Raw genomic sequence first — 16,968 nt, 5'->3', positions numbered from 1 at the left:
TATAATTCGAAATAAGATTCGTACCATAACAGTAAGGAACTAATATAAAAATCCGTGTGTGAAACGCGAAAATAGTTATTAAAAGTAACTGATGAGATTGGTGGTAGCTGTTATTTTTTATCGGATTTTAGAACAGAGAATAATTGAGAAATAAGTTTTAGAATTGTTGATCATTAACTCTTTCACAATTCATTTTTAGGCTATTGCCTCATAAATGCTATGGCTGTCACCGATATAAGAATCATAAATGTGCTGGAAGACTATATCACATTTCTCTTCATATGTTTTGGGATTATATGATTCGGGCAGCCCTTTATCAAGCTCATCTTCAATTTCTTTTTTAACTGCGGCCATTGCCTGTTGTTTTTTTCGCCAGTCAAGAACCAGTTTCTCAGCTTTTAGTTTGGAAAGCAGTTCTCTTGCAACTTTCTTTACCTGGCTTTTCTCTTTTTCAGTTAGATCAGGTTTTTTTAGCTTGTCAAAGAGAGAAAGTTCTTCTTCAGTTAAATTTTCCATTATTGCTCTCTCATCTTCTTTTTTCAGCTTTTTAGCAAATTCGATCAATTCTTTGTAGGGATGGCCTTCGCTATCAGAACCTGAATTATAAGTTTCGATCAGTTTTTCAAAACTCTTCTGGTAGTCAAGGCGACTGTTATTTATTTTAATCATTTCTTCCAGCTTGTAAAAGAGAAGATTTTTCAGCCATTCAAACTCAGTGTTCTTATACTGCTCATCGAATCTATCTGCCAGAGCATCAAAGTCGATGTCTCTAAGAGCAATTGTTCTGCCCTTCTTTGATTCCTTAATGATATATTCTCTGGATTTGATAGATTTATCGAGGACTTGCTGTATACCATCCCTTACTCTTGAGATATCAACTTCAGGATCGAGAGAACGGATTTCGTTTATCAGTTCTTCGTAAAGAGTTACCTGTGGAAAAAATTCAGAGGCCCGTTTGTGGGGAAGTATGGATTTGTATATTTTTAGAGCAGTTCCGGCTTCGGTTAAAAATTTCGTTTTTGTTGACTCGTTTTTGAGAATAGCATCAGTTGCACCTTTCAAGAGACCGATTTTATCAAAACCCGATTTTGTCTTGATGATTTTGTCAGAATTTACTGAAAGGCCGAAAAGGAGCTTATCTATTTCTTTGAGCTTCTGTTCAAGAGCTTCCACAAGTTTCTCTTTTGGCTTGATTGGGATTTCAATTCCACCGGATCTGGGCGTTGCATAAATCTTAAGGGCCTGTTCAAGATTTCTGAAAATACCAAAATAATCGACAATGAAGCCTCCGGGTTTATCTCCAAAGACCCTGTTTGCCCTGGCAATCGTTTGCATGAGGCTGTGGTCCTTCATGGGCCTGTCAAGGTAAATCGTGGAAAGCGAGGGAACATCAAAGCCTTCTCTCCATTTACTGCACACGAAAACAATTTTGAGCTTACTCTTTGAGTCTTTGAAGATTTTCTCCAGATCTTCCGCATCCATTCTTTTCCTGTGTGGCCTTATGTCCAGTCCGTTTTCCTTAAATTTATTTACCTCGTTTTGCCCTTCGCTAATAACGACTGCCATATCCGTGTTTTCAAGTTCAGAGGTCTGTTTTTCCAGATCGATAGCTTTCTCGCCTTCAGTTATTTCTTTTCTCTTTTCTTTGAGTTCGTTAATATTCATTTTCCAGTATTTCTGGACTTTATCGTACATCCTGACCGTTGTAAGCTTATCAATGGATACGACAAGGGCTTTTCCGGTGTAACCACGTGTCGTATAATGCTTTACAACATCTTCTGCAATTGTTTCCAGGCGATCTTCCCTTACGATGATCTGGTATTCTTTTGCAAACTCAGTAGCAAGTTTGGACTCTTCTTCATCATTCAGGCCGGCTTTTTCGATTTCTCTGTAAATATCATCATTGAGGCTCTCATTATGCAACTGAACTTCAGGCACGCGATTTTCATAATAGAGAGGAACGGTTGCCCCATCTTCTATCGATTGTATGAAGTTATAGATGCTTACGTAGTCCCCGAATGTGTCTTTTGTCTTTTCTTCACCAGCCATTAAAGGCGTACCTGTAAAACCTATGAAACTCGCATTCGGCAAAGCATCTCTCATGTTCTGTGCCAGAGTTTCATACTGAGTCCTGTGAGCTTCGTCTGCAATTACTATAATGTCATCTCTGTCCGAAAGAATAGGATGTTTCACTCCTTTATTTGTCCCGAATTTGTGGATCAATGTGAAAACCAGCCTGTGGTCTTCAGTTAGCAGTTGCTTGAGATGTCCCCTACTTTTGGCCCGAACTTCAATTTCGCTTACCACGCCTGCGTTCTGGAAGTTCTCGTGGATTTGCTTATCCAGTTCTTCTCTATCGGTTACGACCACGAAAGTATAATTGCCTGGAAACTTTCGAAGGATTTTTTGTGCAAAAAATATCATGGAATAACTTTTTCCCGAACCCTGGGTATGCCAGAAGACCCCGATTTTTCCTTCATTCTCGTTGCGTCTTTTGAAGGACTCTATGGCATTATTAACCCCAAGATACTGGTGATTTTTGGCAGTAATTTTTACAGGGCGCCCTTCGATGCTTGAGAAAAGCGTGAAGTTTTCCAGAATATCAAGAAAGCGGCTCTTTTCGCAGGTTCCCCTTATCATTGTATCCAGCAGGGTACTTCCGGTTTCGTTTTCATTTCCAACTCTTTTCCATTCTCCAAAATGATCAAAATTGCTTGTAATGGTCCCGATCTTTGATTCTCTGCCGTTGGAGAGGATTATAAATGCATTGTACCAGAAAAGATGTGGAATTGTTTCTTTATAATCTGTAAGGTTGTCGTCAAAAGCTTCTTTGACCCTTCTGGCAGTAGCTTTTAGCTCAAAAAAGATTAAAGGAATTCCGTTCACAAATCCCAGAAGGTCGGTTCGCCTTGATTCAATTTCTCCCATAATCCTGAACTGGGAAGCTAAAAAGAAGTCGTTATTTTCAGGATTGTCAAAATCGATAATTTTTACTGTCCGGTCTTCAATTTCCCCTTTATCGTTCCTGACTTTGACCTTGACCCCGTTTTTGATTAATGAGTAAACTTCCTGATTTGCCTTTACAGAGCTAAGCCTGCTCCTGTCTTTTGCCAGTTCCCGAATTGCTGAATCTTCAGCTTCAGGGCAAATTTCAGGATTGAGTTTTTTAATTGCCTCTCTCAGTTTCCCGAAAAGCAATACTTCGGATTTTGTTTTTCTGCCCAGCGGTCCTTTTCCGTCCAGTCCGACTTTTTCATTGAAGCAGTTTAAGAAAGTATAACCCAATTTTTCGAATTCCAGGATTGCGGATTTTTCTACAAGGGTACCTTCACTGTAATCGGAATCGATTTCAGAATCTTCTTCTGCAATTGTTATCTGGTCTTCGAGAGCCATTTTTTGCATCTTATCATCTTTTTATTCCAGTACAGGTCTGATCGGGTTCTATCCTGAAGAGTATATATCGAAAAATATATTCAAGTTTGTTATTATCTTTTAGATTTCTCTCTTATTTAAATGATATTGATTTGAGGTATCTCAAATCTAAAAGTATAAAATCTAAAAAGTATAAAATCTAAAAAGTATAAAATCTAAAAAGTATAAAATCTAAAAATGAAAATTGAAGAATGAAGCTTAAACAAGAACCAAAAAAGAGAAGAACTGATTCTCAGTTGCCCTGTGAATCTTCTTCAAAAAAGTCGTCATCAGGATCAGAGATATCATCAACCAGATTAGAAATATAATACTGTAAATTGTCTCCAATCCCGTAAGGACTATCTTCCGAATCCATGTATAGTTTATGAAGCCTCTCTCTGAAGTATGGGTAAAATTTTTGCCCTTCTTCAGTCCTGGCCAGTTCACAAAATTTTTTCATCATGTCAGATCCACCAACGCGAGATGCTTCGTCAATGCCTGAAAACTCGTGGATATATTTCATCACGTTTTCCACAAGGGTAAGGGCCAGATCCATTGTCCCCTTAATATCTCCAGAAGCTTCAAAATAGTCGTTAATAGCTTTTTTTGCCACAGAATAGCGAGGCTGACTAGCTGCTCCGCGTGGATGATAGTAAACATTTATGACCTTTTTTCTATATGCCTCAATGATTTTACTCTCATCTTCCTTTTTTGCGTATCTGGCAGTGATGAACCTGCGATTGTCAACGGAATTTTTGTACAAATCATGCAGCAGGTTGATAAGTTCTGTCTGGTCTGCTTCTTGCAATGATTTCTTCAATTCAGACCATTTTAAAGTTGCTTCTTCTGTCATGGTTTTACCAGAATTCATCCGAATTGCTTCTTTTTTTAAAATACATCAATGAGCATGAGGCGATTTTCTCAGTTTCAGGATGTTCTATAAACGTCGTCGTGATGCGCAAAGTCCCAGAATATAACTTTATTTTCAGGTTCAATAATCTCAAAAATAAGAACAAATGACTTATCAATATGCACTCGTCTCAAACCTTTCATATCATGCCTTAATGGTTTAAAACGATGAGGATCGTCAAGGATTTCTCTCATTTTGTTCAGCAGGGTCTCAAAAAGCTCTTTGTCTTTTTTCTGAAGTTTTTCCAGGTCTCTTGAAAGGTGCCTGCTGAGTTCATAGGAATATTTCAAAGCTTTACCCCGAATTTCTTTTCAAATTCGCTTCCCGAAATAGTCCCTTCTTTTTTGATCTCGTCCAGTCTCTCAAGGTATTCTTCTCTTACAGGGTGAAGCTCACTGTCAATTAACTCAAGGCTTTTTTCGATTTCGAGAACTTTTGCTTTGAGGAAATCCAGGTCATCTGAAATTTTCTTTAGTAACTCTGTTTCGGTCATATTCCCACATTGATATTTTGCGTCTGGATGATATTTATAAGTGGCTATGGAGATTATAAGTGGTTATGAAGGCTCTACATGGTGTTACTTCTTCCGGTTCCGTATATTTTTCGAATTCAGCCGGAGAAACTTTGTTCTCAGTCTTCTGCAGGTTTTCCTCAATTTCTACCCATTTTACGCTTTTTTCCACAAAAATCCGCTAGAGTTTCTTTGTTTCACGAATCCTTCTGCACTTCTTCAAAGAAATTCTCAATCTTCGTAATGAGAATATCAATTGCGTCCCCAAACCCCCAGGCTATTTCATCCGAATCATCACGGATTTTAAGAAGCCTTTCCCTGAAATATGGATAAAACGACTTCCCTTCAGGTGTTTTCAACAAAGCGCAAAACTGGTCAAGCATATCATAAATTTTATCGTAGAACTCTTCATCTATGTCCCCATATTCGTTTGTATATTTCACTCCATTTTCCACATAAGTAAGCATCAACTCCATTTTCCCTACAAAATCCCCGGATGCTTCCGAATATTCCTTAATTGCATTTTCCGCAACAAAATATCGAAGCTCCCCATAACCCTTTTTCGGGAAAAATTCATTTACAACTATCTCTCTGTACTCTTCCATAACTTTATTAATCTCTTTTTTGTCAATAAACCTGACAAGTAAATACCTTCGATTATCTTCAGAATACTTATAAAGCTCCTGAATAACGTTTAGGAGCTCTTTCTTGTCTGATTTCTGAAGTGACTTTTTCAGGTCAGACCATTTTAACTCTGAATCCTTTTTCATCTTGTGGCTCCCCAAAATTAAACTTATTCTCCTGATACTCATTTTTTATGCGAATATCAAGATCCGAAATATCGATTTCTCCTGAAATGAGTTTTGGGAGAAGAAGGTCGCGGGTTTTGCGAAGATTTTGATTTTTAAAAAGCAAAATAGAAATTTGATTGAAAATTGACATTATAAATGAGTTGAATTCTTCAACCACGTTTTCCGGAGGTATTATAACTTCAGTCTCATTTATAATTTCTTTATTTATATGTTGTTGTGCTCCACCTCCAGCTTTTAAAATAACTTCATTGATAATTTCTTTTATTTTCAAGAAAATATATTCAGAATAAATTCTTTTTTCATCATAGATTCCAACAACTGACTGATTAGCACAGACTTCAATTTCTGTCAAACTTATTTGGCCAAGAGTCACTCCTGTTATCGCTAAGACGGTTGTTCTAACAGGCATCATTTTTGTAGCTGATTTTTTCAGTCCAAGCTCTGTAATGCCTTCACTTTCATTAATTATACGTAACTCATTGACTTTCCCCGAATTTATCCATGGAATATTTCCATTCCAATAATCTTCTTTCTTTCGAGAGGGAGTACCGCCCAAAACTACTGTAAAAATATTCCCTATTTTCTTAATTTTCCACCCATCTGGAACTCCATCGATGATTTTTACTTTTTCATGCCCCGGAAACCTGAACTTAACGAACCATTCTTCGTAAACCAGTTTTGCCATCCGTTCAAGGATTTCTATTCTTCGGGTGTTGTTTTCGATGAGATCATCGTAGTTGGAAAGGATGGAGGCGATTTTTTGTTGGGTTTCAAGAGGAGGTACTTTTATTGTGAAGTTGCTAATTAATTGCCCATTTAAATTTCGTTGAGAACCACCAGATGCCATACTTATGAAATCTTGTCGATGAAATTTTAACGAATAAAACAGAAACAGATGATCACAAACTTCTGAGTTAGTGATAAGCGCACAACAAGCCTGATTAGTTGCTGCCTCATTACGAAGAATTCCTAGACTTGTGATTGTTTTTCCATCTCCATACATAGCCATTAAAACTGTATTTTGAGGAAATATTTTAGCAGAAGAGTTATTTAGAGCTTCTAAAGTTATTTTTTCTTCAGAGTCATCAATATACCAATCTTTAAGTTCTTTTGTTTTTAACCAAGGTATTGTACCTTCTTCATAAAAAGAAGGGTTCTTACGTGATGGAGTACCTCCACTTGTTACCTTTAGACAGAGCGATTTAATAGATTTAGTTTTCCAATTCACTGTATATTCTAAATTGTTTTCTTTATTTTTGGGAGTATCCAATTTCATTGGTATCCCTCTATTAAAGCTTCTAAGTTTTCAGATATTAAATCCTCAAGTTCTTTTGATTCTTTATTTAGTGACTCGATTTCTTCTTTTAGTTCTTCAAGTCTCTCAACAAAATTAAAGTCCTCTTCATTATTTTTATTAATACCAACATATCTGCCAGCATTTAAGGAATAATTCTGTTTTCTTATTTCTTCAAAAGTGGCCACTTTACAGAACCCTTTAATATCCTCATATGGTTTACTTCCACTTTCTTTTCGGTAACTTCTTACTACATCTGCAATCTGCTCGATTTGTTCTAAAGTAAATTCTCTGTGAGCTCGATCAACCTGTGTATAAATTTCTCTTGCGTCAATAAACAAAATTCTATTTTTTCTTTCTGTGTTTAATTTATTTTTATCTAAGAACCACAAAGTACATGCCAAAGTAACAGTGTAGAAAAACTTGCTGCTTATCAATATTATAACATCAATAGCGTTGCTTTCTATGAGCTGCTTGCGGATTTCGGCTTCTGTGCCCCTGGCATCCGATGCGGAATTTGCCATAACAAAACCGGCCCTGCCTTTTTCATTAAGGGATGACCAGAAGTGCTGAATCCAGAGGTAATTTGCGTTATCAGTCGAAGGAGTCCCGAGAGGGACTCTTTTGTCGCCTTTGACTTTTTCAAAATCGACTTTTTTCACGTTGAAGGGCGGGTTTGCCATCACGAAATCAAATGTACCTACTGAGTTGTGAATATCTTCGTAATAGGTGTTGCCTTCTTTAATGTCACCTGAAAGGCCGTGGACTGCCAGGTTCATTTTGCAGAGTCTGACGGTGTCGGCTACTTTTTCCTGGCCGTAGATTGAAATTTCGGAACTGGCTTCTCGGTGTTGGTTTTCCACAAAATGGGCACTCTGGACGAACATGCCACCTGACCCGCAGGCAGGGTCAAGGATTCTTCCGTGGTAGGGCTCGATGATTTCCACAATCAGCCTGACAAGGGATGTAGGTGTGAAGAATTCTCCTCCTTTCTGGCCTTCGGCCATTGCGAATTTACCGAGGAAGTATTCGTAGATTTTACCGAAAGCGTCGCCTTTGATTTCCGGGGGCAGTTTAAAGGCTTTTAAAAGGGCGACAAGCAGGTCATTTTCAAAAGATGTGTAGTTTTTTGGCAGAGTATCGGCCAGTTCAGGATTTTCGGCTTCAATTGCTTCCATTGCGTCATTTACGGCTTTCCCTGTGTTTTCGCTTTCTGGCAGGTTTAGCAGATAAGAATATCTGGCTTTTTCCGGAAGGTAGAGTACTCCTTTTGCCTGAAAATCAACTTTTGAGATTTCTTTTTTCCTCCTGCGGCTGGATAAGTTGTTTTCCAGCTCCGGTTTTAATTCTTCTTCTGCCCTGGCGAATTTAAATTCGGCGTACCTTAAAAAAATTAGTCCGAGTACGGGTACGGAATATTCCGAGGCTTTCAAGCCGGAATTAGCCCGAAGTTCATTTGCTACGTCCCATAACCTGTTTTCAGTTTCGTTATTATTACCTGCCATTTTCACATCTTCTTTTGAATTTGTTTCTGCTTTTCATCGCTTTGTTTACATATCTAAGTTGCCAAACTTAGCAGCTCGATATATTTTAAAAAAGTTGTATGTTTTACTCTGGCTATTTTTCATTTAATAGTAGCAGAAAACAAGATTTCAACTTAAAAAACCTGTTTTTGAACCTGTGACAAAACCATAGCTCTGAAACGAATGTGCATTGATGTTTCAAGGTCAAAAATCGTTTAATTCTGTCGTTGTGACTAGATATAAACTCTCAGATGTCTGTTCATCATTAAATGTAACTAAGGCAAAGTTAAGATTTTAAAGCCAAAAAAAAGTGTAACTATTTACTTCAAGATCGTGTTTGAAATGCGAAATCAGTAAACATTGAGACTTTGCCTTATTTATTTATTTATCGATTAAAGGCAGTCGTTTTTCCTTCAAAACATCCTTTCCAGAGCTTCCCTGCCAGTCATTCCGGTTTCAACCCCAAGTTCCCTGGCGAACCGGGTAACTTCAACGACCTGGGCTTTGAGCATGTCTTCAAAACTCTGTACGCCTTTCACCTTCGCTGCCGTGTCTCCAAGTGTCTCTGCAGCACTTACGTTCAGGTATCCGCACACAAGGAAGCCTTTCTCTGCCCTTATAACCAGAAGAGGGTACTTTTGCATCTCAAAGCGGAGGCCAAGAGCACACCCATTTTCAAGCTGAATCTGTTCAATAAGCATAATTTTCAGAACAGCTTTAAACCAGATTAACTTTTTGGATTTTCTGACAAAACCATGTATAGAAGTTTTTGATAAATTCAGGGTTTTTCCTGGCTTCTACTGCTTTTCCGGTCTTTTCAACAATTTCGGTTTTATTTATGGTTTCACTTGTTTTGTTTTCTGTATTTTGTTCAATGCTTCTTTCTCTTTCCTGCATCTCGGCTTTATAGCTTTCATTTTCAGAAATCCAGAGAGTTATATTTTTTTCCGGGCCGAAACTGCCTTTAAGCACTGTATAGTTGTTCTCGGATTCCTTACTTTCGTTATTCAGCCCTTCTGTCCTTTCGACATCAAAGCCTGCAGGCAGATTGATTGTGACATTTGAGTTCGGAGTGCCCATAAACCAGATATTCGTGTCCCGATCCATCCCTTTCTCGAAAGTATAGCTTACAAGCGCAAAATTCTTAATTAGTGATTCTTTTCCAATTTTGCCCAGAGCATCTTCTGAGACTAAGAAGTCAATATCTGTTAAATTAACGAACTCCGAAGTGCCATTAAGTTTTACATCAGGTTTCGTTTTTATAGATTCTTTCATTTGGTCTCTAAGAATATTTTCCGCTTTCAGGATTTCCCATGCATTAACAAATTTATCACTGTCTCCTGCTTCCATGTCTATGAAACTCCTGAAAATAACAGAGTCATTACCTGTAACTTGTTCTTGATATCCCCAGGCCATTCCATCCCTTTCCACTGTTATGTTATTGCTTGGTACAAAAGCAGCAATACAGGGTTCTGCCAGAAAGGCAGGCATAAAAAGGGTTATTAACAGAAAACCGGTTAAAAAAAGATTGTATACTTTCAAGGTGCTCAACTCATATTTTTTTCGCTTTCTGGCTCTTTGATAACCTTTTATATTCTTTTTCTTCTTTATTACCGGTTCATTTTCAGTTCGCTTTCGATTTATTTCGATTCATTTCGATTCATTCGATTTATTTCAACTTTTCTTAAACTATTTTCGATTTGTCTTAATTTATTTTCTATCTATCTTAGTTTATTTCCTATTTATCTTAATTTATCTTGACTTCTCTTAATATATTTTCGATTTGTTTCCAAGTTATCTTTATTTATTCTCTATTTAGTTTTCTCTTTATTTTTAATTTCATTTTCTCTTTCTCTTTCGGGTCTCACTTTGTTGTGATCTCGCAGCCGTCCTGGGTTACTATTATGGTGTGTTCTGCCTGGGCTACAAGTCCTCCTGCACTTTCAAGAAGTACAGGATAGGAGTGAAGAATTCCTGCTTTTTCAAGCTGAAGTAATACGAAATCCAATTTGTCGGACTCAAGCCAGCGCTTTGCAAAAGGCAACTCCCTGTACTCTTCAACCTGTTTCAGGACATTTCGGACTGCAGGTAGACGGACAGGTTTTTTCCTCATAAGGCTGTATATCTCGGCCCAGTTTCCGTCATGGACAGCACCAACTCCATCCGTTGCAAAGGGCTCGATTGCGAGCACATCTCCTTCTTTCAGAATTACTCCTCCTTCTATATGCCGGTTAGGAACAGAGGGATCATCGTGAGCTTCGTACTGGGAAAGCCCGTGACCTGTCAGGTTCATTATCGGGTTCAGTCCGTAGCTGCGAATGCTACTCTCGATTGCAGCTCCTAATTCCCCGGTAGAAATTCCCGGCTTTGCAAGGTCAATGGCTGCGGCAAGAGCCTCTTCGGCAGCTTTCGTGATGTCAGAATTTCCTGATAAGTCAACAGTCACAGCCGAATCTGCAATGTATCCATCCACATGGACCCCGAGATCCAGCTTAACCATATCTTTTCCAAAAACGTCAGTATCTCCTATCTTAGGGGTTGCATGTGCAGCCTCTTGATTTCTTGAAATATTGCATGGAAAAGCAGGTTTGCCTCCAAGCTCTATAGTTCGGTTTTCAACAAATTCCGCAACTTGCAGCAGAGCGTTTCCTACTCTGACCATTTCCACGGCTTCAGCCCTGACAATTTTCAGAATCCTGCCTGCTTCCCTGTATTTCTCAAGGATCTCTTGCTTATTATGCACATTATCGGTCATGTTACCCCTTGTGAATGTTGTTATTTTTTGTGAATGCTGTTATTTCTTGTGAATGTTCTTATTGTAATTTTATATAAATACTGGAACTCTGACAGTTGTCCTGAGTGTGTTCCTTATATGAATTTCTAATTGACTTGAACAGATTCTTTTGAACAGATTCTTTTGAACAGATTCTTTTGAACAGATGCTTTTCAGTTCAGACGGATATTCTTGATTTTAACAAATACTTTTTCAATTTCAGAGGAGAACTTTTCCTTTTAACGGAGTATATCCTATTTGAGCAGGTTAAATATTGTTATTGAAATATAAAAGTATAATAAATCCTTTCAATTGTAAATCTGTTATACTACAAATCTCTTTTCCAACCTTGTAAAGTTCTGACATCCTTTTTCCGTGACCAGGACCATATCTTCGATTCGTATTCCTCCGATCTCAGGGTAGTATAGTCCAGGTTCGAGAGTGATTACATTGCCTACCTCAAGTGGAACCCCGTTTTCTCCAACTCCCGGGAGTTCATGTACATCGAGCCCTACTCCATGTCCTGTTGAGTGAATAAAACCTACCTTTGCGCCACTTCGGTAGGTGTCATAGCCATGCGCTTCGAAGAAGTCGCAGACAGCATTATGCACATCGGATGTCTTTACTCCTGGCTTGACCATTTCAAAGCCTTTTTTCTGGGCTCCAAGTACGGTTTCGTACATTTTTTTGAGCTCTTCCGAAGCTTTCCCATGCAGGACTGTTCGCGTCATGTCCGCAAAATAGCGTTTCGTTTTGCTTCTCGGGAAAATATCCAGGATAATTGGGACATTTGCCCTCAGTGGGCCCTCCGTAGTCCCATGGGGGTTTGCCGTATCCTTGCCGCATGAAACGATTGTCTCTTCGGCTTCGCATCCATAATCAAGAAGGGTATGATCTATAACCGAAAGCACTTTAGCTCCTGTCAGTACCTCCCCTGCATGATAGAGAAAGCCATCCATTTCTTCAGCTTCTGATATCAAGGCTATAGCGGCTTCCATAGCCTTTTCTCCGGCCATCTGGGCATATTTTATAGCTTCAAGCTCTTCCGGTCTTTTCGAGCTCCTGATTTTTCTGAACGGGCTTTTTATCGGGACTACGGAAAAACCTGCTTCAGTGAGATAATTTGATTCGAATACCGGGAAATCGTAAGGCACTGAGATCTTCTTAATTCCTTCTCCTGCAAGCAGCTCGGATATGCAGGCTGCATAGGCTATAGACGGATCTTTCTTTTCCTTCATCTTCTCCCTGTAGCCCAGGTCCTGCAATGTCCTTATTGTCGAAACTCTTGACTCGATTTCAGCTCTACCTTTTTCCATATCCGAAATAAAAAGTATCTCTTCTCCGGCTGCTGTTTGCAGATATGCGAAATCGTCGGAAGCCAGGAAGCGAGTTACATAATATATATCGGAATTATGAAGGTTTCCTATCATAAGATAGGCATCTGTTCCTGCTTCTTCAAGGGCCTTATTTATGCTGAACTCTGGTTCTGTCATGCAAGGTAATTCTGGCTTTGTGCATAAAGGTCTTATTGTCAGGCCTTCTGTCTTTCCATCCGCAAAATTTCTTCTTTTATTTTATGGTTCAAAATTAGAAGCTCTTCAAGCAGCTCAAAATAGTGGTTAAGAGAGGTTTTCATTTCATCCGAAAACCTGAGAAAGCATACATACTTTCTTTTTCCCATCTCTTTTACCCAGGCTTTATTCTCGGGTTCCCCTTCTTCCCAGAAAATTTCGGTAGCACAGCCAAGGATTCTTCGAACGCTTAATGTCAGCTCCTTTAGAATTTTCTCTTTTTTATATTCAATGTAGTCCCTTGAACTATCCGGCTGAAATAGTGCATTTTTATGAATCCAGTAATCGCCGTGGTTAAGATGAGTCTCTACAATACCTGAAATTTTGAGGGACAGCTCTTTCAGGTCTAAGTTTGATTTTTCTGGATTTTTGTTATGAAGTCTTAAGTTTTCAGGAAAAGCTGCGTTTTCTGGAGAGTTAACTGATATTTCAATTTCTCTTTTAATCCATTCGGAGGTGAATTTTTTGGTAGCTTCAATAAAAGCAAGAGCCTCAAGCTCCATTTTTTCTCTTGTATCTTCCAATTTTTCCTGTATGCTATCCAACTCTTTTCTGGAATCATCAGATACGGCAGCTTCAATTTCCATCTTGCTTCTTCCAATCTACTTTCTTTCTCAGGAACTAATTATGCTTCTTTCTCAGGAACTAATTATGTCATGAGTTAATTCTGCCATTTTTGCATTTGTATTCGGTTAAGGATTTTGAGCTGCTGATCTCGATTTCGACGGAAAAACTCAAACCCAAATGTTTAGTGTTTAAATTGAAATCGATATCAGATTCCAGTTTTGCATTTGATGAATAATTTAATAAATTTTATGAAAATCAATGCAATTGATAACGATTTTTCCTTAACCGATGACCAATGGCCATTTTTGTATCTGTTGCGTTTACTTTGCCCAGTGTTCGTAGAGTATGAGAAATTATATAAACTCAGATAGGTCTATAGCATATTTGTTAAGGCAAAAGAAAACTCACAAGAATACAAGGCGAAGCTAATAAACTCTACTGTTATACGCGGGAGATCTATATCTTTTTTATTTATCCATTTTGTAAGTAAGATACAGGCTATGTGAGAAAAAAGGAAGCATTAAGAAAATGATGGAAGAGATACTTTATCTTGGAAACATAATTTTTTTTATTTTTTTATGGAGGATAATACTTCAGGTTTTGTTAAGTGTTATCCAAATCTTCTTGAAGAAAGACAGAAGCTCCACAGGCGACGAATATCACAGACTATATGAAGAAAGTATAGAATGGATGAGGCAAGAAAGTCGGAAATCTCACAGACGATGAATACTGCAGATTATCTGAAGAAAGTGTGGTATAGATTCAGAAACGACAAGCTCATAACTTGAAATAAATCGAACGAAAGGAAGTACAAAAAGTACTCCTTTTATGTTCTATCTCAAGATCCTACTATAAATTTATCATTATGTCATTTAGGAATATGACGAAGATATAATTTCATGACTCAGTTACCGATATCGACTAAGCCCTGGTGGAGATTCTGGTAATTATTCTGTTGATACATAGATTTAAACAAAACCTGTGTATTTTTGCCGTTTTCACCCTGATTTTGAGCTAAAATTGAGGCTAAAACTGGGAAAATACGCAGGTTTTAACGTAAAGCTCACGCATTAGTGAAAATAAAAACTGTAGAATAAATTTATTTCAAATTATTCGTACAACATTTTCCCAGATTATATTCTAAAAGGAACTAATAGGGTTGTATTGCAAAAATTATCACCCATATTATTAAAAGAATCTGCATATTTCTTTTAGTTTTCAATTTTCTTTCGAGTTTCCATTTTCATCACTTTTTCAAATCTAAAAAATTCGTATTCTTCTAATGGTCTCGAATTGTTTTGATGCTCGTTTACACGAGGCTGATGTGGATCAGGGTTAAACTTATTATAAAACTCAACTATGTGAAATCCGCATTTATTCACATAAAAATGAATGTTACGTTTTTCAAAATAAGGTGTAAAGAGCTCCCATACTTTTGTTTCTGGATACTGCGCCTCAATTGCCTGCCACGCTGCCGAACCAATTCCACGATTGTGCGTTTTTGACGAAATATAGAATAAATCGACCTGATTGCGATGTGTTTTGTTGTTAATTTTTAATACTACGCCTCCCACCTTTTCACCGTTCAGTGAAATATGGTAAATGACTGTTTCAGGCGCATGAAAAGACTGCTGAATATCTTCATCTGATGGAATAGGACCAGCTTCTGCATCACCTAAATTTTCGATTAGCGCATTCATGAAAGCTTCCTGTAATTCCTTTTGAAATAATGCTAAATCCTCTTCATTTGCAAGTAAAAGTTGGACTTTATCTTCTAACTGTTTATTCATCTCTTTTATCCCTCCTAACAATTTAGGACTTACTCGGTTGAATCATTTACGTATAATATTAAAATATTTCTTTCAATAGGTACTGTGTGGTCTATGGGGCCTGGGGAATATTTCCAGCATCAAGCGATATTTATTTAGAGGGTAAACCCCGTCAACTACACAGAACCAATAAGCGAAATCATTTCAGGATAGAACAGAAATTTAAAACTTTTAGAATATCTATAGGTTATATTATGAAACCTTCGGATAAACTACAAAGCAAATTTACAGAAAAGTCGTTACGCTGCCCAAAGGTTCAGAAATTAGATGTTCTGGTTTGAAAGTAAAATGAAAATTCAAAGAGTGGGAATAATGGAGTATTTAAGTAAACCAGGATACAAATTAAATTTATAGAGAGATTATAAATATTGAGCCTATCCCAAAACATTATCTAATCTACTATTACCGCCAATATTATAACTCCTATTCTGGCATTATATTGGTTTTGGGACAGGCTCATTATTAAAAAACATGTGTAAAGCCTTAGACTGCGTAAGTCCTAAATTATTTACTATAAGTTAGCAATGAATTTAGGAATTTTGAGACCAATGAATTGAATAACTGTGGTTGTTCCATATTATTCATATGTCCAGCATCTTTTATTATCTCAAGCTGAGCATTTGGAATCCTTTCAGCAAGAATATTTGCAGTATTTTGGATATAAGGTATATCTAAAGTTCCTAAGATAACCAGTGTAGGAACCGCAATATCTTCTAGTCGCTCAATCGCTTCTGGCTTAATTCGAACTTCCGTGTCTTGATTTAATCAATGCCAAGGTTCGTAGTCATTAAGCATTTCTCTTAGTTTCTTCATTACAACCTCGTTTTTTAATGCAGAAGCAAACAGAGCAGAATTAATCCAAACCCTTTTTGCATTATCAATTTCCAACTTCTGGGCAATTAAGGTGACCTCATATTTGATTTCTTTAAACTCATTAGATAAAGGAAGTCCATTTATACCCGCTCCCCCAAGTACCAGTGATTTTACTTTCTCAGGGTGCTCAAGTGCGAAAGTGATGGCAGTACGTCCACCTCTTGAATGAGCCACTACATTAGATGAATTAATTTGCAACAAATCCATTAGTTTATTTAAATCAGATGATGTAGAATATTTCCCTCCATTTAACCGACCTGAGAGCCCGAATCCTCGCATATCGTATGCAACAGTATGATATTTTTTACTAAAGTACATTAACTGATCTTCCCACATTCGACAGTCTAAACCTGTACCATGAATAAAAATTATAGGGTCACCTTTTCCGATTTCGGCGTAGTGAATGAAAACGTCATCGAGATTGGCACACTTTTCATTGATCCCTAATTCCATTGGAAAATGTCTTTTTGTTGTTTCACTGATTTTTTCAGCTATCATATTTTTTCCTTCTTCTTTTCTAATTATAATATCCGTGAATAAACTCAATAATTGCTAAAGCAATACATAGGGCGGGCGTTGTCCAAATAGAGTTCTCAGAATCACACGATAACAAAAAAGACAGTGGTAACAGAAGTTCAGTATAATTACAAATCTCAAGAAGTTATTTGATAGAAAAATTCACATCGATAGAACCAAATTGCTTGCTGTAAACAAAGGTTTGATTTAGAATTTACAGCAAATTAGCAGCATTGCGCTTTCCCGTTCAATCTGTAATATTATTATAAATCACTTTAAATTAATTGTATCAAAAATAGCTTAGGGACGATAAAGATATAACTTCAGTACTTCGCTAATTTTTCATTTTGTATAAATGAGGTCATTCGAAACCTATAT

Annotated in this window: 15 protein-coding genes; all 15 read right to left on the bottom strand. The window is 37.5% G+C overall.

Going from position 1 to position 16,968, the window contains the following annotated elements; all coding sequences use genetic code 11:
• Positions 1-195 precede the first annotated feature (195 nt).
• Positions 196-3,402: a type I restriction endonuclease subunit R gene (locus tag ASJ81_RS13045; RefSeq protein ID WP_095644802.1), complete on the bottom strand. Its 3,207-nt coding sequence runs from the start codon at positions 3,400-3,402 to the stop codon at positions 196-198.
• Between the two features lie 262 nt (positions 3,403-3,664).
• Complete coding sequence (locus ASJ81_RS13040) at positions 3,665-4,264, bottom strand: hypothetical protein (RefSeq protein WP_095644801.1); 600 nt, start codon at positions 4,262-4,264, stop codon at positions 3,665-3,667.
• 74 nt (positions 4,265-4,338) lie between these two features.
• A complete protein-coding gene (locus tag ASJ81_RS13035) occupies positions 4,339-4,611 on the bottom strand; it encodes a type II toxin-antitoxin system mRNA interferase toxin, RelE/StbE family (protein ID WP_095644800.1) in 273 nt (90 codons plus the stop codon).
• Positions 4,608-4,814: a hypothetical protein gene (locus tag ASJ81_RS13030; protein WP_048108381.1), complete on the bottom strand. Its 207-nt coding sequence runs from the start codon at positions 4,812-4,814 to the stop codon at positions 4,608-4,610. The genes ASJ81_RS13035 and ASJ81_RS13030 overlap by 4 nt, the downstream gene beginning before the upstream one ends.
• A 34-nt stretch (positions 4,815-4,848) precedes the next feature.
• Complete coding sequence (locus ASJ81_RS22840; protein WP_170943307.1) at positions 4,849-5,004, bottom strand: hypothetical protein; 156 nt, start codon at positions 5,002-5,004, stop codon at positions 4,849-4,851.
• Between the two features lie 25 nt (positions 5,005-5,029).
• Complete coding sequence (locus ASJ81_RS13025; protein WP_095644799.1) at positions 5,030-5,602, bottom strand: DUF6155 family protein; 573 nt, start codon at positions 5,600-5,602, stop codon at positions 5,030-5,032.
• Positions 5,571-6,920, bottom strand: a complete 1,350-nt coding sequence (locus tag ASJ81_RS13020; RefSeq protein ID WP_095644798.1) for a restriction endonuclease subunit S — start codon at positions 6,918-6,920, stop codon at positions 5,571-5,573. The genes ASJ81_RS13025 and ASJ81_RS13020 overlap by 32 nt, the downstream gene beginning before the upstream one ends.
• Positions 6,917-8,443, bottom strand: a complete 1,527-nt coding sequence (locus ASJ81_RS13015; RefSeq protein ID WP_095644797.1) for a type I restriction-modification system subunit M — start codon at positions 8,441-8,443, stop codon at positions 6,917-6,919. The genes ASJ81_RS13020 and ASJ81_RS13015 overlap by 4 nt, the downstream gene beginning before the upstream one ends.
• Before the next feature lie 431 nt (positions 8,444-8,874).
• Positions 8,875-9,162 carry a YunC family protein gene (locus ASJ81_RS13010; RefSeq protein ID WP_095644796.1) on the bottom strand — a complete coding sequence of 96 codons (288 nt, stop codon included), beginning with the start codon at positions 9,160-9,162 and terminating at the stop codon, positions 8,875-8,877.
• A 16-nt stretch (positions 9,163-9,178) separates the two neighbouring features.
• Positions 9,179-10,003, bottom strand: a complete 825-nt coding sequence (locus tag ASJ81_RS13005) for a hypothetical protein (RefSeq protein ID WP_245860129.1) — start codon at positions 10,001-10,003, stop codon at positions 9,179-9,181.
• 322 nt (positions 10,004-10,325) lie between these two features.
• Positions 10,326-11,216, bottom strand: coding sequence for a type II methionyl aminopeptidase (gene map / locus ASJ81_RS13000; protein WP_095644794.1), 891 nt, complete (start codon positions 11,214-11,216; stop codon positions 10,326-10,328).
• A gap of 341 nt (positions 11,217-11,557) precedes the next feature.
• The gene (locus ASJ81_RS12995; protein WP_095644793.1) at positions 11,558-12,727 is read right to left on the bottom strand and encodes a M24 family metallopeptidase; all 1,170 of its coding nucleotides are present in this window, start codon (positions 12,725-12,727) and stop codon (positions 11,558-11,560) included.
• A gap of 38 nt (positions 12,728-12,765) precedes the next feature.
• Positions 12,766-13,392 carry a hypothetical protein gene (locus tag ASJ81_RS12990; RefSeq protein ID WP_095644792.1) on the bottom strand — a complete coding sequence of 209 codons (627 nt, stop codon included), beginning with the start codon at positions 13,390-13,392 and terminating at the stop codon, positions 12,766-12,768.
• 1,191 nt (positions 13,393-14,583) lie between these two features.
• Positions 14,584-15,162 (bottom strand): GNAT family N-acetyltransferase, encoded by a 579-nt coding sequence (locus ASJ81_RS12980; protein ID WP_095644790.1) that lies wholly within the window; start codon positions 15,160-15,162, stop codon positions 14,584-14,586.
• An 804-nt stretch (positions 15,163-15,966) separates the two neighbouring features.
• Positions 15,967-16,572: an alpha/beta fold hydrolase gene (locus ASJ81_RS12975; protein ID WP_095644789.1), complete on the bottom strand. Its 606-nt coding sequence runs from the start codon at positions 16,570-16,572 to the stop codon at positions 15,967-15,969.
• Positions 16,573-16,968 lie beyond the last annotated feature (396 nt).

Source organism: Methanosarcina spelaei, from assembly GCF_002287235.1.
GTDB classification, from domain to species: domain Archaea; phylum Halobacteriota; class Methanosarcinia; order Methanosarcinales; family Methanosarcinaceae; genus Methanosarcina; species Methanosarcina spelaei.
Note: the sequence above shows the minus strand (reverse complement) of the source record. Positions and strands in the feature narration are given on the sequence as shown.